Source organism: Herbidospora mongoliensis (assembly GCF_001570545.1).
Classification (GTDB): Bacteria; Actinomycetota; Actinomycetes; order Streptosporangiales; family Streptosporangiaceae; genus Herbidospora; species Herbidospora mongoliensis.
The window spans coordinates 545277-561576 of sequence record NZ_BBXD01000009.1 but is presented as its reverse complement, the minus strand read 5'-3'; the positions used below and the strand labels follow the sequence as shown (position 1 = coordinate 561576).

The window sequence follows — 16300 nt, the reverse complement described above, 5'->3', positions numbered from 1 at the left end:
CCAGGGCGGGATCGAGCCCGCTGCTACGCTCCGTGATCGTGACAACACTCTCATGGCGGCCCGAGCTGCTCCGCGGCGACGGCCCCGAACTGGCGAAACCCCGTGGGTGAAGGTGGCCGCCCGCGAGCACGCCCGCCACCGGGGCGTCCCCGTGCTGATGGACTGCAACGACCGGGGCATGCTCGACGTCGAGCGCTTCGACCAGGAGCCCGACAGGTCGCTGCTGCACGGCCGCATCGGCGAGATCAGGTCGACCGATCTGCGGGAGTTCAACCGCGACGAGCTGGTGGAGTTCCTGCTGCTCATGGTCGACGAGAGCCAGGTCAGCGCCCCGCTCAGGGACGCGATCGGCCGCCTTGGGAAGGATCTGTCGAGCTGGCCGCAGCTCGCCTCCGGCACCATGCTCGGCGGCGCGCTCGTCACCGACACCGCCCGGCGGATCCTGACCGGCCGTGAGATCAGGTCGGGGCGCTATTACACCGATCTGGAAAGGCTCGTCGGATGATCGATCTTCGTGGGACCCATGTGCGCCTCCGCAGCCTGCGGCCGTCCGATCTGAAGGTCTACACGCAGGTCTACACGAGCGCCATGCTCACCCGCTATCTGGGCGTCGACCGCATGGACGAGGACCGGGCGCGGGCGACCTTCCTGGCCGGGTTGCGCTCCAACCGGCGCATCACTCTGGCCATCACCGAACCGGACGACGACGCCGTCCACGGCCTGATCGGCCTGCTGCTGGAGGACTACGGCAGCAATGCCATGATCACCGGCCTGGTGCTGCTGCCCGGCTCGCCGATCCAGGGGCGTGCCGCCGAGGCGGGCCGCCTGCTGATCGACTACGCCTTCACCAGCCTCGGCATCCACCGGGTCTGGGCCGGGCACCGCCGCGACCACGCGTTGATGGAACGCCTCATGCTCGACGCCGGGCTCCGCCCGGAGGCCACCCTGCGTCAGCTGTTCCAGACGCAGGGCCAGTGGCACGATGTGACCACCTACGCCGCGCTGTCCCACGAGTGGGGCCTGGTTCACGCACTGTAGAAAAACCGCCGCGGCAGCCCCTCCAGCTGCCACGCCCCCTCCTCAGCCGCCCGCAAGGGCTCACGGGATCTCTGCGAACGACGCCACGACCGGGTGCCCGCCGAAGTCGGCGTGTTCGCTCGGCTCGCCCGCGCGCCGCACCCCGATCGCCCGCCAGCCCGCCGCTTTCGCGGCGTCGAGCTCGGCCGGCATGTCCGAGAGGAACAGCAGGTCGCCGTCGAGGGTCTCGGCGATTCTCGTGTACGACTCCACGGTCCTTTTCGGCCCCGCGGTGACCGTGTCGAAGTAGGCCTCGATGAGAGGGGCGTACCGGGCGAACCAGGCGTGCTGCACCACGACGGACCCGGACGAATAGACGGCGAGCCGCTGCCCCGCATCACGCCATTCCCGCAGTTTCGGCGGGACGTCGGGGAAGAAGTGCGCATGCAGATCGCCGTTCGCGAAGCCCTCGGCCCAGATCCGGCCCTGGATGGTCTTGAGCGGGGTGGCCTTGACGTCGGAGTCCATCCAGCCGGTGAGGATTCCGGTCGTCTCCTCGGTGGTGGCGCCCCCGGTCGCGGCGACGGCCTGGGCGATCTCCGGATCGTCCCGGTGGGCGTCGATGAACGGGCCGAGCCTCGGACGGGCATAGGCGTAGAGCCCGACATGGACGGATTCGGTGGAACTTGTCGTCCCCTCGATGTCCAGCACGATCCAGCAGGTCATGGGGCCATTATGGAGCGGTGGAAACCTATGAGATCCTCGCCAACCCCGTTTGGGCCGCACTGACCGGCCCCCACGCCCACCTGGCCGTTCCGAAGGGCCGGACCAGGCGCTACCTCCTGGACGTGTCGCCGTTCGCGGCGGTCCCCGACGTTTTCGGCCCGGACGACTGGGCCGACCTCGACGGCCAGGTGCTGACGACGTGCGAGGGCCCGGCGGCCGAGGGATGGGAGACGATCTTCGCGATCCCCGGTGTGCAGATGGAGGGCTCGGCCGTGGCCGGAGTCGACTCCGATGTCGTCACTCTGGGACCGGCGGACGTACCGGAGATGCTCGATCTGGTGGCCCGCACCCAGCCGGGGCCGTTCGCCCCCCGCACCATCGAGATGGGCGCCTACCTGGGTCTCCGTGCGGAGGGCAGGCTGATCGCGATGGCCGGGGAGCGGCTGAAGGTGCCCGGGTGGACGGAGATCAGTGCGGTGTGCACCGACCCCGCCCATCGCGGGCGGGGTCTGGCGTCTCAGCTGGTGCTGGCGGTGGTGGCGGGTATTCGCGCCCGGGGCGAGCGGCCGTTCCTGCACGCCGCCACCGCCAACGTCAATGCCCTCCGGCTGTACGAGTCACTCGGGTTCACCATCACCCGGAACGTGACGTTCCGGGTGCTGCGGCCTCAGGAGGCCCTGACCCGGGACACCGCCGAAGTGGTGTAGCCCGAACCGGCGCCGACCCCGCTGATGGTGACCTTCCCGACGGGGGTGCCCGCCGGGACGGCGGCGGTGAAGGTGACCGTGCCGGTGGCGTCGGCGACGGCGCGGCCGAGAACGGTGGCGTCCAGCTTGAACTCCACGCTCTCCCCGGCGCGGTAGCCGCTCGCCTTGACCGGGTTCGACCCGCCCGCGACCACCGAGTTGGTCACGATGAGGTTGCCCGGCTTGAGCGAGGCGGCGTACTCGGCGCACGCGTCGCCGGGCTTGCCGAACGCCGGTGAGGTGACGTTGCCGTCGTCCTCGCGGACGGTGAGGGTGCCGAAGCCCCCGTCGCCCATGACCGCCCCGGCCGTGTTGGTGACCGAGACCTTGAACGAGGTGGACACGCTGCTGGTGGCGACCGTGTCGCCGAGCAGGCCCGCCGGGACCGTGACGCAGGTCTGGCCGGGGGCGAAGGTGACCTTCTTCATCGAGATCCCGGCGCGGCCGGTGGCCGAGCCGAAGACGCTGACGTAGCCGGTGACCTCGTGCGCGGCCGGGGCGGACAGTGCCACCGCGATCGACGCCGTACCCGGGCCGGAGCCTTCGTCGACCCGGGCCGGCGCGACGTCCACCGCGATCTCCTGACGGGAGACCCGGGCGCCGACCGCCCGGTTCTCGGCTGACAGGTCGGACAGGTAGACGCCGGTTCCGGTGAACGACACCGTGCGGATGTCGGCGGTGTTCAGACCGGTGAGGGGGATGTTCACCTGCTGGAGGATGATCTTCTTCAGCCACGCCGAGGTGACACCCGGAAGGCGGGTCACGGCGCGGGCGTTGAGGTCGGAGACCTTCGAGGTCGCGGTCTTGCCGGCGCCGTCGGTGACGGTGACCGTGACGTCGGTCGAGGTGGCGACGGTCTCGTCGGCGGCGATCTTCACCGAGAGCTGCTCGTAGGCGGACAGATCACCCTGCGGCACGTTGACCGTGACCGTGCCCGACTTCAGGCGCAGCATCGGGGACGACGGGATGTTGAACGCCCACGTCGCCGGCGACCAGTGCGGCAGCGCGGCCTGGTTGGTCGCGGTCGCGCAGAACGGCGTGTCCTGCGGGATCTGGAGCCCGCCGGTGCCGCCCATGCTGGCGCAGATCCCGGCGTCACCGGCGATGGTGACGTTCGGGTCGGCGGTCTCGAAGGTCGCCAGGTCCTGGCGCGAACCGGCGGGCTGCGTCGCCGCGCTGGTCACGTCGGAGAAGTCGATCGACGGGACGGACACGGGGGAGCCGTCGAACAGCGGCAGGAACTGCTTCTCGCCGCCGAGGACGAGCCGGAAGAAGCCCGGCATGTAGACGGCGCCGACCTTCTCCTGCTCGGGCGCGGTCAGCCGCAGGGTGTCGGGCGCGGCCGGGTTGCAGACCGGGTCGTTGGCGCCGTTGCCGCCCACCGACCAGTCGTCGCCGGTGCTGGCCGGGAAGAGGCCCGGCGTCCAGATGGTGTTGAAGAAGTTGTGGTTGGCGCCCTGGACCAGCACGGCCGAACGGAGCACGTCGTCGTCGAAGCTGTGCCGGGAGTCGTCCACGATGTGCTGGCCCATGAGGTTCTCCACGTCTCCGTCGCAGTACGGGAGAATCGTGGCCATCACCGTGTTGGGCACCGAGATGCGGTCGTAGTCGACCGGCGCCAGCGGCAGCACGGCCTTGATGCCGAACTGCTTGTAGAGCGGCAGCGCGTCGTTGAGCGTGGCGGCGGCCGTCACACCCTCACCACCGCGCGAGTGCCCCATGATGCCGACGTTCTGGAAGTCGAACGCCCGCTTGAGGTCGGCCGGGGTGACCGCGCCCGTCAGCGCCTGGGCCAGCGTGACGTCGCGGTTGGTGAAGGCGTCGTGATACTCGACCGGGTCGCCGTCGTCGGCGTTCTCCAGCATGGTCAGCGTGTCGAGGATGAGCTGACCGCGGGCCTGCGCGCCGTAGTCGGCGGCGAGCTGGTTGTCGTTGGAGTTGATCGCGTTGGCCGAGATGGAGACCACGGCGTAACCGTTGCTCGCCAGGGCGCGGGCCGGCAGGTCGTAGCCGATGTAGCTGGGGATCGTGGCGCGCTGCGAGGTGCTGTCGGGCGACGGCTTGCAGGGCCAGCGGTTCGGGTTGGTCGCGCCGGTGCCGTAGCAGGAGCCGTGCCGGCCGTGCAGGAAGACGACCAGCGGCTTACGGTCCCGGCTGACCGGCAGGTAGATCTTGCCGGTGAGCTCGCCGCGGATGCCGCCGATGTTGAGCAGGGGAATGGCCTGGTCGCCGAAGTCGTACACGCCCTCCTTGACCTGGAACGTTCCCGCCGTCGACGGATCGTCCTGGAGCGCCGCCTTGACGAGGGCGGGCACCTCGGCGGCGGCCGTCACACGGGCCGGGGCCGTCTCCGCCTGCACATCGGTGGTGATCTCGTCGGCGGCGACGACCGTGGGGTCGGCGGTGACGAGGAAGAGGGACTTCCCGTCGGCCGACTCGGTGGCCGGGCCGAGCACCTTCCCGTCGGCGAGCAGCGAGGGGGCGCTCGAGTCCATCGGGACTTTTTCGTCGAGGTTCAGGGTGACTTTGTAGCCACCCGCCACTCGGGTCACCGACCACTCGTCCTCGGCGGCGGCCGATGCGGGGGCCGCGGTGAATGTGGCCAGACAGGCGAGGGACATTAATGCGGCCGTGCCGCGAAGGGTGTTACGCAAGGGGGAGCCTTACTCTTACGTGCCGGGTGGAGCGATTCGCACGTTATGTGCGGTTTGTTACCGCGAGCTCCTGATCATGTTTCCCGGATGTTCCGGAGCCATTTCCCATTGACTATGTAGGGAATGTGGGTAAATCTGGCTGGCATGAGTGTCACCGACCGGTTACTCGCCAACGCCGAGACCTACGCCGCGACCTTCGATCAGGGCGCGCTCCCGCTGCCTCCTGCGCTCGGCGTCGCCGTCCTGGCCTGCATGGACGCCCGGCTGAACGTCTACGGCCTGCTCGGCCTGAAGGAGGGCGACGCCCACGTCATCCGCAACGCCGGGGGAGTGGTGACCGCCGACGAACGCCGCTCGCTGGCCATCTCGCAGCGCCTCCTCGGCACCACCGAGATCATCCTGATCCACCACACCGACTGCGGCATGGTCACCTTCACCGACGACGGCTTCAAGGAGTCGATCCGCGCAGAGACCGGCCTGAAGCCCGACTGGTCGGCCGAGGCGTTCGCCGACGCGGAGGAGGACGTGCGCCAGTCGATCGGCCGCATCCTCGCCGACCCGTTCATCCCCAGGAAGGAATCGGTCCGGGGTTTCGTGTACGAGGTCGAGACCGGCCTCCTCCGCGAGGTCAAGGCCTGAGATGACCCGGACCCTGACGAGAGACCTGCGCCTGCTGGCCGCCGTCGACCTCGCGGAGGCGCGCAGGCGCAGGTCGCGCCTGCTGGCGGAGCGCGGCGGGGCGTCGGCCGGGCTGCTCGCCGACGTGCTGTCGGCCGCCATCGAACTCGGCGCGGCCGAGGGCCGGCTGGCGGAGTCGGGGCAGGCGTGCGACCCGGCCTGTCACGAGGTGCGGGCCCGGCTGCGGGAGGCGGTGCTGGCGCTGTCGGACGCCGCGGGGGCGGTCGACGGCGAGGTCCCGGCCACCGCCGTGGCCGAGGCCCGCACCCGGATCACGAGAGTGGCCGCCGAGGTGGGCCGCCTGCCGGCGCCCCTGCCCCGGCAGGAGTACGTATAAGCCGATGCCCCGGCGGGAGTACGTAGAACCGGTCAGGAGACCCGCGCGAACCGCCTGCTGAAGCGGTCGCGCAGGTCGCCCGCCGGGTAGCCGGGCCGGAAGGCCCCCCGTGCGCGGAGCGCCGGCACCAGGTGGCGGGTGATCGCCCGCAGGTCGTGCGGGAGCACGGCGGGGCGCAGCCGGAAGCCGTCGACGCCGGCCGCCTGCCAGTCGAGCAGCAGATGGGCCAGCCCGGCCGCCGAGCCCGAGTAGACGTGGGCGTCGCCGCCGTACACCTCGCCGTCGAGGTCGTCGAGGCGGTCCTTCTGGTCGGGGCCGCCCAGGAACACGACGATGTCGGCGAACACGCTCACGCGGGGCGCCGCCCGCCGGGCCTGTTCGGCCAGGACGGCGGCCTCGCCGCGTCCGTGCGGGGTGACGAACACGATGTCGGCGCCGCGTGCTGCCACCTCGACGGGCAGGTCGGAGGCCAGGGTGGTGACCAGGGGGCGGCCGGGCAGCCGGGGGCGCAGTTCGCCGGTGGCCTGCCAGCCGGCCCGCCCGCCGCTGGCCCGGTCGAGGGCGGCGATCCCGGCCGCGAGGTCGGCCCGGCCGGAGGCCGGCACCAGGCCGATCCTGGACGTCAGCGGCGCGACCGCGGTGGCCACCAGCATGGCGTCGAGGGGGCCGGTGACCTCGTCGCCGGGTGAGGTGCGCATGCGGATCGAGTCTTCGAACGTGACGAAGTCGAGCTGCCCGCGTTCGGCCTCCTGGACCAAATAGGTCCAGTATGCGGCGGTGAACAGGGCGTCGGGGCTCGCGCCCTCGGCGCGCCAGGCGGCGGGGTGCCAGCCGGCCCCGTCGAGGGCGGCGGCCAGATGCAGAGTCATGTGGTCTCCTCGAACGGTCATTACCTACTGAGATGGTAGGTAATTATTCCCTACTAAACAAGTAGGACTTGACGGAAATCTGGTTCTCATGTTGGGTTGGGGCATCCCCCAGCACGAGGAGGCAGGTCCGCGATGACCACGACCGCGCCGGCCGTCCGGCCCGGCACCGTTCCCAAGGTGGCGCCCACCCGGCACCCGTTCCGGTGGCTCGCCGCCGGTGGGGTGGTGGTGCTGATCGCCATGGCGGCCAACTCCCTGGTCACCAACCCGGCGTGGGAGTGGGAGGTCGTCGGGGAGTACTTGTTCGCACCCTCGGTGCTCCGCGCGGTGCTGCTCACGCTGGAGCTGACCGCCCTCGGCAGCGTGTTCGGGTTCGCGCTCGGCGGCGTGCTCGCGGTGATGCGGTTGTCGCCCAACCCGCTGCTGTCGTCGGTCGCCTGGGGGTACGTCTGGGTGTTCCGGGCCGTGCCGCTGATCCTGCAGCTGCTGTTCTGGTACAACCTCGCGCTGCTGTATCCCCGGTTGTCGTTCGGGGTGCCGTTCGGCCCGGGGTTCTTCTCCGTCGGCACGATGGACCTGATCGGGCCGATCACGGCGGCCGCGCTCGGGCTGGCGCTGCACCAGGCGGCCTACGCCGCCGAGATCGTGCGCGGCGGGCTGCTCGCGGTCGAACCGGGTCAACGGGAGGCGGCTGCCGCACTGGGCATCCCCCGCGCCCGGCGGTTCTTCCGGATCATCCTGCCGCAGGCCATGCGGAGCATCGTGCCGAACGCGGGCAACGAGATCATCGGCCTGGTCAAGGGCACGTCGGTGGTCTACATCATGGCCCTGCCCGAGCTCTTCTACCAGGTCCAGGTCATCTACATGCGCAACGGCCGGGTGGTCGCGCTGCTGCTGGTCGCCGCGATCTGGTACCTCGCGCTGACCACGGTGCTGTCGGTGGTCCAGTACTACATCGAGCGCCACTACGGACGGGGCCGGGCATGATCGAGATCGAGGGGGTGCACAAGAGCTTCGGCTCCCTGCACGTGCTGCGCGGCGTCAGCCTGACGGTCGAGAAGGGCGAGGTCGCCGTCATCCTCGGCCCGTCGGGGTCGGGCAAGTCGACCCTGCTGCGCACGATCAACCACCTGGAGAAGGTCGACGCCGGCACGGTCGCCGTCGACGGCGAACTCGTCGGCTACCGGCGGGCAGGCGACCTGCTGCACGAACTACCGGAACGGGAGATCCTCAAGCAGCGCACCAAGATCGGGTTCGTCTTCCAGAACTTCAACCTGTTCCCCCACCTGACCGTGCGGGAGAACGTCGCCGAGGCCCCGATCTCGGCGCAGCGCCGCCCGAAGGCCGAGGTCGCCGAGACCGTGAACCGCCTGCTGCTGCGGGTGGGCCTGTCGGACAAGGCCGACGCCTACCCGGGCACGCTGTCCGGCGGGCAGCGTCAACGCGTCGCCATCGCCCGCGCGCTGGCCCTCGACCCGAAGGTCGTGTTGTTCGACGAACCCACCTCCGCCCTCGACCCCGAACTGGTCGGGGAGGTCCTCGACGTCATGCGCGACCTGGCCCGATCGGGCACGACCATGGTCGTCGTCACCCACGAGATCGGCTTCGCCCGCGAGGCCGCCGACACCGTGGTCTTCCTCGACGAGGGTCTCGTCGTCGAACAGGGCCCGCCCGGCCAGGTCATCGACCATCCCCAGCACGAGCGCACCCGCGCCTTCATCAGCCGCGTCCTGTAAGGAGAAACCCCCCTCATGCGTCGTTTCGTCGTGCCCGCAGCCCTCCTGCTCACCCTGGCCGCCTGCGGTGGCGAGCCGGGATCCGAGAGCGCGGCCGCGCCACCCGCCTCGGGGGCCGCCTCGGCCGCCCCGTCCAACAACAGTGGGGTCAACACCAGCCCCGACCAGCAGCGCATCCGCGCCCAGAAGATCGACGCCATCGCCGCCCAGGTCCCGCCCGCCGTCGCGGCCGACGGCAAACTCCTCGTCGGGCACAGCGGTGAGGGCGCGCCACCGCTCGGGTTCCTGGCCGACGACGACACCACCTACATCGGCGTCGAGACCGACCTGGCCCAGCTCGTCGCCGACGTGCTCGGCCTCGAGTACGCCAGCGAGATCAGCTCGTGGGAGAACCTCTTCGTCGGCGCCAAGTCGAGCAAGCTGGAAGCGGTCTTCAACAACGTCACGGTGACCGAGGAACGCAAGGACATCTACGACTTCGCCACCTACCGCGTCGACCAGCTCGCCTGGCAGACGGCGGCGAGCAGTCCCATCACGGCCATCGCCAAGCCGGCCGACATCGCCGGCCTGAAGGTCTCGGTCGGCTCCGGCACCAACCAGGAGAAGATCCTGCTCGACTGGGACAAGGCCAACAAGGACGCCGGCCTGAAGCCCGCCGAGATCTCCTACTACAACCTCTACGGCGACGCCCTGCTCGCCCTCAAGTCGGGCCGCATCCAGGCCTACTTCGGCCCCAACCCGAGCGTCGCCTACAACGTGGCCGTCAGTAAGGACACCAAGATCGTCGGCACCGCCTCCGGCGCCGGACCCGACCTCCAGGGCCTCATCGCCGCGATGACCCTGAAGGACAACGGCCTGGTCAAGCCGCTCAACGAGGCGCTGAACAGCGTCATCAAGGACGGCAGCTACCAGAAGGTGCTCGACCGCTGGGGCCTGGGCAACGAGGCCATCCCCGAGTCACAGATCAACCCGCCCGGTCTGCCCCGCCAGGAGAGCTAGATGGCACAGCACATCCTCGACAACCCCGCCTGGGCATCCCTGACCGGCCCGCACGCGCACCTCGCCGAGGTGCGCGGCGGGGTCCGCCGCTACCCCGTGGACGTCTCGGTCTTCGTCGCCCTCCAAGGCGACCCGGCCCCGGAGGACTGGGCGGACATCGCCGCGTTCGCCAAACCCGACGGCACCGTCTCGGTGACCGGCGGCAACGCCCGGCCGCCCGAGGGCTGGGAGGTGCAGTTCTCGATCGCCGGCGTGCAGCTCGACGGATCCGCCGTGTACGGCGCCGCCGACCCCGAAGCCGTCCGCCTCGGCCCGGCCGACGTGCCCGACATGCTCGACCTGGTCGCCCGCACCGAACCGGGCCCGTTCCTGCCCAGGACCATCGAGATGGGCACCTACCTGGGCCTCCGCCACGAGGGCAAGCTCATCGCGATGGCGGGGGAGCGGCTGCACCCGCCCGGCTGGACCGAGATCAGCGCGGTCTGCACCGACCCGTCCTACCGGGGCCAGGGTCTCGCCACCCGCCTGGTGCTGGCCGTGGCGGCCGGGATCCGGGCCCGTGGCGAGACGCCGTTCATGCACGCGGCGGCCTCCAACGTGAACGCGATCCGCCTCTACGAGTCCCTCGGCTTCACCCTCCGGCTGCGCACCACGTTCAACCAGCTCAAGGTGCCGTGAACAGCAGGTCCACCGCTCGTACCGCGCTCTCCAGCCGTTCGGCCGGAGAGCCGGACACGATCAGGTGCGGCATCCCGCGCGCGGCCAGCAGTTCGCGGAAGCGCGCGTCCATGGCGTGCCGGACGTGCTCGCCGTCCCGCCAGCCGTCCTGCTCGAAGGGGACGCCGTCGACGCTGGTGTGGATCCACAGGTCGTGCCGGGCGCGGTCGCCGATCCGCCACACCTCGTCGCTGGTGGTCCCGGCGTAACGCTCCTGCCAGAGGGCGGTCGCGAAGGGGTCGGTGTCGCAGAACAGCACCGGCGAGCCCACGCGCGCAGCCGCGTGCTCCCAGGCCAGCTGGCGTTCGGCGATCGCGGTGAACTCGACGGGGTTCCAGCGCAGGTCGTCGAGCCACGGCTCGGGTTCCCCGGCGAGTTTCGCCTTCCGCCTGGCCAGGGCCAGTTTCTCCTCGCAGTAGGTGCGGCCGTACTCGGGCACCCAGCGGGTCGCCGCCCACACGCCGCCGCGCGCCGCGTAGTGGGCGGTCAGCGCGCGGGTCAGCGTGGTCGTGCCGGTGGACTCCGCGCCGACGACGACCACGCGCCTGGCCAGGTGGGCCCTGACCGCCGGGCTCAGGAACGGCCATGCCGCGACCGGGTCCTCCCGCGCGAGGGTGCCGCTGACCGGGTAGCGCTCCCGGCCCGGGTCCACCGGGACGTGCGCGGCGTCGAACCGGCGGGCCAGCTCGCCGCCGTACCCCTCGGAGCTGAACACCGCGTCGATGACCACGCCGGGGCCGTGCGCCAGCGTGAGGGCGAAGCGGAAGACGTCGACGTGGGCGGTCCAGATCTCCGGGTCGTCGTAGTCGATCTCGATGTCGTCCACGACCGGCGCGATCACCACGTTCGGCTGCGGGTGGGCCTCGCGCAGCCACGCCGCGCGGTCCGCGAGCGGGATCGTCTCCACCGCGTTGGCCGCCACGACCACCGTGACCAGCGCGCACCGCTCCGCCGCGGTGTCGATGAGGTGATGGTGGCCGGCGTGCGGGGGATAGAACTTCCCGATGACGAGCCCGTGCGCGAAGGTCACCGGACCACCGCCGGCCGCCAGGCACGCAGGCCCATGACGCACAGGGCCAGGAAGACCACGTACAGGACACTGGTCAGATACAGGTTCTTGTACGCGTACAGCGGGATGTACACCACATCGGCCGCGATCCACAGCCACCACGACTCCACCCGCTTGCGCGTCTGCCCATAGGTCGCCATCAGCGACAACGCCGTGGTGAGGGCGTCCCAGAACGGCACCGCCGAGTCGGTGTACGCCGACAGCACCACGGTCAGCAGCGCGGTGGCCGCCACCCCTGCGCTCGCCAGCCAGACCCATTCGGCTCCGCCGGTCCGGGTGACCGTGAGGGCGGTGCGCCCGGCTCCGCCGTACGTCCACTGCCACCAGCCGTAGAGGCCGAGCACGACGTAGACGATCTGGAGGGCCGCGTCCGCGTAGAGCCCGACGGTCAGGAAGACCAGGCCGAGCAGGATCACGTTGGCCACGCCGATCGGCCAGTTCCAGATGTTCTGCCTGGCCACCATCCAGACGGTCAACAGGCCGGTGGCGAACCCCAGCAGTTCCGCCCAGCTGGTGGGCACCCCGCCTATGGTGAACGCGGGTTCGAGTAATGGTCCGAGCAGATCGGTCATAGCGCCCAAACACTCCTAATCGTCGCGTTGACGATAACATTTCGGTTCCCCGAATCGGAGTGTGATCTGCGCCGCAATGAGGCGCCGCGGCCCCGAGACGGGACCGCGGCGGATTCCGCAGGTCAGGCGTTCGCGCAGATGGCGAACACGCTGATGCCGACGGTGGAGCCGGTGGTCTGGCGGCCGATGCCGATCCAGCCGTTGCCGCCCTCGGTGGGGAACGAGCCCACCAGGATCGCGTTGGCGCCCTGGGCCTCGGCGCCGCCGCCGATCACGCGCTTGCCGGCCGGGCAGACCGCTGTGCGGCGCTGGAAGTTCTGCACGTTGGCGTTGGGCAGCACGACGAGCTGGTAGCCGTCGACGGCCGCCGCCGCGACCGGCGTGGACGTGGCGCCCGCCGGAGTGGTCATCGTGAGGCACGCTCCCGCCGCGAGGACGGTGAGGGGGATGCTCAGAAAGCGCATTGCTTCTCCTGTTCGCTATGGGGGGAGCGCCATGAGTATTCATCCGATGACTCGCCGTGTCCAAGATCGACACGGCGAAAACCGTTCGCCTCACCTTCACGTGCTGCGACACGATGGATGCGGACAGCGAATTGGGGGATCCACTCAATGTCGGAATCAGGTGACATACCGGGACCGCAGAAATCAGCAGTTTCCCTGGCACTCCGCTACTACTTAACCGAGCTCCGCACCCAGTGGCCCGTGGCCACACCCGCCCTGCTGCTTCCCGCGGTGGGCAACATCTGCCTCTTCTACCTGGCCCCGCTCCTGGTGGCCACCCTGGTCGGCCGCCTTGCCGCCGGGGAGAGCGGCATCGACGCGCTGCTGCCCTACGTTCTCGGGTTCGGCGGACTGCTGCTGCTCGGCGAGATCATCTGGCGGATCGGGCTCCACTTCATCAACCGCCTCGACGCGCGCGGCATGGAGCACCTCGGCATCGTCGGCATGGACGAACTGCTCGCCAAGGACTCGGCGTTCTTCCACGACAACTTCGCCGGATCTCTCACCAAACGGGTCATCGGCTTCGCCCGCTCCTTCGAGGGGTTCGTCGACACCCTCATCTTCGGGGTCGTCTCCAAGATCCTGCCGCTGGTGTTCGCCTCGGTCGTGCTCTGGCAGTACGACCCGCTGCTGGTGCTCGTGCTGGTCGGCCTGATCACGGTCACCGGCTTCCTGGCCACGCCGTTCATCGTGCGCCGCCAGCGGCTGGTCAACCTGCGCGAGGCCGCCGCCGTCCGGGTGTCGGGGCACGTCGCCGACGTGCTGTCGAACATGGACACGGTCCGGGCGTTCGCGGCCGAAGACCGGGAGGCGGCCGAGACCCGCGTTCGGCTGGCCGAGCAGCGCGCCGCGCAGTTGCGGTCGTGGGACTACGGCAACCTGCGCGTCGACATGGTCGTCGCGCCGATGTCGGTGCTCACCAGCACGATCGGGGTGTTGCTCGCGGTGGTCCTGCACGGCGGGCTCGGCGTCGAGGCGCTGATGGTGACGTTCACCTACTACACGCAGGCGACCGGCATCATGTTCGAGTTCAACCAGGTCTACCGCCGGCTGGAGAGCAACCTCACCGAGGCGGCCCAGTTCACCGAGTTGCTGCTCGACCCGCCGAAGGTCGTCGACCATCCGCAGGCGCAGGCCCTCGGCGCGGCCGACGCCGGAGTGCGGTTCGAGCGGGTCGTGTTCGCCCATGCGGGCAACCCGCCGCTGTTCGACGGCCTCGACCTTGACGTACCGGCCGGAACCAAGATCGGTCTGGTGGGCAGGTCGGGTGGAGGCAAGACCACGCTGACCCGGTTGCTGCTGCGGCTGATGGACATCCAGTGCGGCCGCGTCCTGGTCGGCGGCCAGGACATCAGCCGGATGAAACAGGCCGACCTGCGGAGCCTGATCGCCTACGTGCCGCAGGAACCGGCCATGTTCCACCGCACGCTGCGGGAGAACATCGCCTTCGCCCGGCCCGGCGCCACCGAGGCCGAGATCATGGAGGCGGCCCACGCCGCCCACGTGACCGAGTTCGTCCAAGGCCTGCCGATGGGCTTCGACACGCTGGTCGGCGAGCGCGGCGTGAAACTGTCGGGCGGTCAGCGCCAGCGGGTGGCGCTGGCGCGGGCGATCCTGCGGGACGCGCCGATCCTGCTCCTCGACGAGGCCACCAGCGCCCTCGACTCCGAGAGCGAGATCCTCGTCCAAGAAGCGCTGTGGCGGCTCATGCGTGACCGGACCGCGCTGGTGGTCGCCCACCGGCTGAGTACGGTCGTGCGGATGGACCGTCTGGTCGTGCTCGACCGGGGGGAGATCGTGGAGCAGGGCTCCCACGCCGAACTGCTGGAGGCCCAGGGGCCCTACTCGCGGCTCTGGCACCACCAGTCGGGCGGGTTCCTCGTCGAGGAAGAGGTGGAGACCGTCAGTTCTGCGACGCGATCTGGATGAGGTTGCCGCAGGTGTCGTCGAACACGGCGGTCGAAACCGGCCCCATGTTCACCGGCTCCTGGGTGAACCGCACGCCGAGGGCGGTCAGCCGCTCGAACTCCTTGTGCACGTCGTCGACGGCGAACGAGGTGAACGGGATGCCGTCGGCGACCAGGGCGGCCTTGAACGGCCCCGCGGCCGGGTGGGAGTCGGGCTCCAGCACGAGCTCGACCCCTTCGGGCTGCTCGGCCGAGACGACCGTGATCCACGAGTGTTCGCCCATCGGGATCTCGTGCTTCTTCACGAAGCCGAGCACGTCGGTGTAGAAGGCCAGGGCCTTCGCCTGGTCGTCGACCATGACGCTCGTCAGGTGGATCTTCATGCCGGTTCCTCCGGTGGTATCCACCGCGCGGCGATCTGCCGCAGCGGCTCGGGATCGATGAAATGAAACTTGTACCGGCCCTCTCGCCGGGACTCGACGAGACCGGCCGCCTCCAGCACGTCGAGGTGCTGCGAGACGGCCTGCCTCGACGAGGCGAGCTGGTGTTTCGTGGCCAGGCGGGCGCAGATCTCGAACAGGGTCTGACCGTTCCGGTCGGTCAGCTCGTCGAGGATCTTCCTGCGGGTCGAGTCGGCGAGGGCTTTGTAGATGTCACCCACCCGGCCGAGTATAGGCAAGTCATTACTTGCCTATCAAGGCGACGACGATACGCGGATGCCTCCCGGCCACCGTCAGCGGATGTGTCTGGACCACCCGCCACCTCGCGTCGAGCCGCTGGCCCTCGGCCAGGATGGCGACCAGCCGCGCCGCCTCCGGCCACGTCCGCGAGAAACTCTCGACGGCGGGGAGACGCACACCCCAGGGAGGATTGGCCAGGATCCGGTCGGGGTTCCTCTCCTCTGTACGCCATGCGATCGCCGGATCGTTCTCCCGCGCGGCCTGAATGGCCTTCGGGTCGAGGTCACGGCCGTGGTAACTCGCTCCCGGTTCTTGGATACGCGCTTCGATGAGCAGCGTGCCGGCCCCGCAGCACGGGTCGAGGACCACGTGACCTGGGCGGATGTCGGCCAGGCGGGCCATCGCGGCGGCGACGGGCGGGTGCAGGCTGCCGACGACGGTCGCCTTCCGCCAGGCGCGGCGGTGCAGGGGGGCCTGGTGGGGGCGTACACCCAGCCACATGACCTTCCCATCCAGGGTCACCCTCAGATCGGTGGTCCCCGGCGGCGGGGGAGTTCCGTGGCGGCGGGAGAAATAGGGCACGCCGAGCCGCCCGCCGATGGCGTCCTCGATGTCGTACCGGCTGAAGTTCCTGGTGCCGGTGAACGAGGCGGTGACGCTGATCCCAGGCTCCGGGGCGAGGTGCGCGGTGAGCTCGGCGACGGCCCGTAGGAGCCCTGCTCTGGTGTGGCCGGGGTCGGCCGCGGACGCCCTGATCGTGAACACGTCGTCGGCCAGCCGGGTGTCGAGGGGCCCGGCGGCCTCGACGATGAGCTGGCGTTTGGTGATGTCGGCGACGCGGTGCCCGGCTTCGGTGAGCTCGGCGGCGGTCAGGTCTTCCAGGCCGGTGACGGTACGGACGAGAAAGTCCGAGGGCATGACGGATCCTCCGGGTCGGCGCTCGGGAACCGGTCAGATGACCGGTTCCCGCATCGCCAGCCGCGGGCATGGCCTCGGAGTGGCTGGCGGAGCGCTAGCCGACTCGGAAGAACGTCGTGAACATGCCGAGGATGGTGCCACAGCCCCGCCGCCGGGAGCGATGGATTTTCGG

At 70.2% G+C, this 16300-nt stretch carries 19 protein-coding genes; 10 read left to right on the top strand and 9 right to left on the bottom strand.

What is annotated here, in order from left to right:
- Positions 1-106 precede the first annotated feature (106 nt).
- Together AW272_RS06890 and AW272_RS06885 are read left to right on the top strand one after the other, a co-directional pair.
- Positions 107-505, top strand: a complete 399-nt coding sequence (locus AW272_RS06890; RefSeq protein WP_066361909.1) for a hypothetical protein — start codon at positions 107-109, stop codon at positions 503-505.
- A complete protein-coding gene (locus tag AW272_RS06885) occupies positions 502-1038 on the top strand; it encodes a GNAT family N-acetyltransferase (RefSeq protein ID WP_083958080.1) in 537 nt (178 codons plus the stop codon). The genes AW272_RS06890 and AW272_RS06885 overlap by 4 nt, the downstream gene beginning before the upstream one ends.
- Before the next feature lie 60 nt (positions 1039-1098).
- Here AW272_RS06885 and mtnC read toward each other — a convergent pair whose 3' ends face one another.
- A complete protein-coding gene (gene mtnC, locus AW272_RS06880) occupies positions 1099-1743 on the bottom strand; it encodes an acireductone synthase (RefSeq protein ID WP_066361906.1) in 645 nt (214 codons plus the stop codon).
- Between the two features lie 17 nt (positions 1744-1760).
- On the opposite strand from mtnC, the gene AW272_RS06875 reads away from it, so the two are divergent.
- Positions 1761-2450: a GNAT family N-acetyltransferase gene (locus tag AW272_RS06875; RefSeq protein ID WP_066361905.1), complete on the top strand. Its 690-nt coding sequence runs from the start codon at positions 1761-1763 to the stop codon at positions 2448-2450.
- Here AW272_RS06875 and AW272_RS06870 read toward each other — a convergent pair.
- A complete protein-coding gene (locus AW272_RS06870) occupies positions 2411-5110 on the bottom strand; it encodes an alpha/beta hydrolase (protein WP_066361903.1) in 2700 nt (899 codons plus the stop codon). The two genes, AW272_RS06875 and AW272_RS06870, sit on opposite strands and share 40 nt — an antisense overlap.
- Before the next feature lie 177 nt (positions 5111-5287).
- On the opposite strand from AW272_RS06870, the gene AW272_RS06865 reads away from it, so the two are divergent.
- Complete coding sequence (locus tag AW272_RS06865) at positions 5288-5782, top strand: beta-class carbonic anhydrase (protein ID WP_066361900.1); 495 nt, start codon at positions 5288-5290, stop codon at positions 5780-5782.
- Position 5783: 1 nt separating this feature from the next.
- Positions 5784-6158: a hypothetical protein gene (locus tag AW272_RS06860; RefSeq protein WP_066361898.1), complete on the top strand. Its 375-nt coding sequence runs from the start codon at positions 5784-5786 to the stop codon at positions 6156-6158.
- A gap of 32 nt (positions 6159-6190) precedes the next feature.
- Here the strand turns inward: AW272_RS06860 and AW272_RS06855 are convergent, their stop codons facing one another.
- Positions 6191-7027: an LLM class oxidoreductase gene (locus AW272_RS06855; RefSeq protein WP_066361897.1), complete on the bottom strand. Its 837-nt coding sequence runs from the start codon at positions 7025-7027 to the stop codon at positions 6191-6193.
- Between the two features lie 132 nt (positions 7028-7159).
- Between AW272_RS06855 and AW272_RS06850 the strand changes: the two genes are divergently transcribed.
- Genes AW272_RS06850 through AW272_RS41835 form a run of 4 tightly spaced genes read left to right on the top strand, consistent with a single transcriptional unit; the run spans position 7160 to position 10440 of the window.
- Complete coding sequence (locus AW272_RS06850) at positions 7160-8014, top strand: amino acid ABC transporter permease (RefSeq protein WP_066361895.1); 855 nt, start codon at positions 7160-7162, stop codon at positions 8012-8014.
- Entirely contained in the window at positions 8011-8763 is a 753-nt protein-coding gene (locus AW272_RS06845) for an amino acid ABC transporter ATP-binding protein (protein WP_066361894.1), read from the top strand. Before AW272_RS06850 ends, AW272_RS06845 begins: the two co-directional genes overlap by 4 nt.
- 15 nt (positions 8764-8778) lie before the next feature.
- Positions 8779-9762 carry an ABC transporter substrate-binding protein gene (locus AW272_RS41840; protein WP_066361892.1) on the top strand — a complete coding sequence of 328 codons (984 nt, stop codon included), beginning with the start codon at positions 8779-8781 and terminating at the stop codon, positions 9760-9762.
- Positions 9763-10440 (top strand): GNAT family N-acetyltransferase, encoded by a 678-nt coding sequence (locus AW272_RS41835; RefSeq protein WP_066361891.1) that lies wholly within the window; start codon positions 9763-9765, stop codon positions 10438-10440.
- Here the strand turns inward: AW272_RS41835 and AW272_RS06830 are convergent.
- The 3 genes from AW272_RS06830 to AW272_RS06820 form a co-directional block, all read right to left on the bottom strand.
- Positions 10427-11509: an AAA family ATPase gene (locus tag AW272_RS06830; RefSeq protein WP_066361890.1), complete on the bottom strand. Its 1083-nt coding sequence runs from the start codon at positions 11507-11509 to the stop codon at positions 10427-10429. The genes AW272_RS41835 and AW272_RS06830 overlap by 14 nt on opposite strands.
- A complete protein-coding gene (gene pnuC, locus AW272_RS06825; protein WP_066361889.1) occupies positions 11506-12120 on the bottom strand; it encodes a nicotinamide riboside transporter PnuC in 615 nt (204 codons plus the stop codon). Before pnuC ends, AW272_RS06830 begins: the two co-directional genes overlap by 4 nt.
- A gap of 122 nt (positions 12121-12242) precedes the next feature.
- Positions 12243-12584 (bottom strand): hypothetical protein, encoded by a 342-nt coding sequence (locus tag AW272_RS06820; protein WP_066361887.1) that lies wholly within the window; start codon positions 12582-12584, stop codon positions 12243-12245.
- Between the two features lie 240 nt (positions 12585-12824).
- On the opposite strand from AW272_RS06820, the gene AW272_RS06815 reads away from it, so the two are divergent.
- Positions 12825-14552, top strand: coding sequence for an ABC transporter ATP-binding protein (locus tag AW272_RS06815; RefSeq protein ID WP_245657217.1), 1728 nt, complete (start codon positions 12825-12827; stop codon positions 14550-14552).
- Here AW272_RS06815 and AW272_RS06810 read toward each other — a convergent pair.
- From AW272_RS06810 to AW272_RS06800, 3 genes are read right to left on the bottom strand one after another with little or no spacing between them, the layout of a single operon-like run.
- On the bottom strand, positions 14527-14913 hold the full coding sequence (locus AW272_RS06810) for a VOC family protein (RefSeq protein WP_066361884.1): 387 nt from the start codon (positions 14911-14913) through the stop codon (positions 14527-14529). The genes AW272_RS06815 and AW272_RS06810 overlap by 26 nt on opposite strands.
- On the bottom strand, positions 14910-15191 hold the full coding sequence (locus tag AW272_RS06805) for an ArsR/SmtB family transcription factor (RefSeq protein ID WP_066361882.1): 282 nt from the start codon (positions 15189-15191) through the stop codon (positions 14910-14912). The genes AW272_RS06810 and AW272_RS06805 overlap by 4 nt, the downstream gene beginning before the upstream one ends.
- Positions 15192-15213: 22 nt before the next feature.
- Positions 15214-16128, bottom strand: coding sequence for a hypothetical protein (locus tag AW272_RS06800; protein WP_066361881.1), 915 nt, complete (start codon positions 16126-16128; stop codon positions 15214-15216).
- Positions 16129-16300 lie beyond the last annotated feature (172 nt).

Coding starts and splice junctions, on each gene's coding strand:
- AW272_RS06885 (WP_083958080.1), top strand. CDS start 502: ATGATCGATCTTCGTGGGACCCATGTGCGCCTCCGCAGCCTGCGGCCG.
- mtnC (WP_066361906.1), bottom strand. CDS start 1,743: ATGACCTGCTGGATCGTGCTGGACATCGAGGGGACGACAAGTTCCACC.
- AW272_RS06870 (WP_066361903.1), bottom strand. CDS start 5,110: ATGTCCCTCGCCTGTCTGGCCACATTCACCGCGGCCCCCGCATCGGCC.
- AW272_RS06865 (WP_066361900.1), top strand. CDS start 5,288: ATGAGTGTCACCGACCGGTTACTCGCCAACGCCGAGACCTACGCCGCG.
- AW272_RS06860 (WP_066361898.1), top strand. CDS start 5,784: ATGACCCGGACCCTGACGAGAGACCTGCGCCTGCTGGCCGCCGTCGAC.
- AW272_RS06855 (WP_066361897.1), bottom strand. CDS start 7,027: ATGACTCTGCATCTGGCCGCCGCCCTCGACGGGGCCGGCTGGCACCCC.
- AW272_RS06850 (WP_066361895.1), top strand. CDS start 7,160: ATGACCACGACCGCGCCGGCCGTCCGGCCCGGCACCGTTCCCAAGGTG.
- AW272_RS06845 (WP_066361894.1), top strand. CDS start 8,011: ATGATCGAGATCGAGGGGGTGCACAAGAGCTTCGGCTCCCTGCACGTG.
- AW272_RS41840 (WP_066361892.1), top strand. CDS start 8,779: ATGCGTCGTTTCGTCGTGCCCGCAGCCCTCCTGCTCACCCTGGCCGCC.
- AW272_RS41835 (WP_066361891.1), top strand. CDS start 9,763: ATGGCACAGCACATCCTCGACAACCCCGCCTGGGCATCCCTGACCGGC.
- pnuC (WP_066361889.1), bottom strand. CDS start 12,120: ATGACCGATCTGCTCGGACCATTACTCGAACCCGCGTTCACCATAGGC.
- AW272_RS06820 (WP_066361887.1), bottom strand. CDS start 12,584: ATGCGCTTTCTGAGCATCCCCCTCACCGTCCTCGCGGCGGGAGCGTGC.
- AW272_RS06810 (WP_066361884.1), bottom strand. CDS start 14,913: ATGAAGATCCACCTGACGAGCGTCATGGTCGACGACCAGGCGAAGGCC.
- AW272_RS06800 (WP_066361881.1), bottom strand. CDS start 16,128: ATGCCCTCGGACTTTCTCGTCCGTACCGTCACCGGCCTGGAAGACCTG.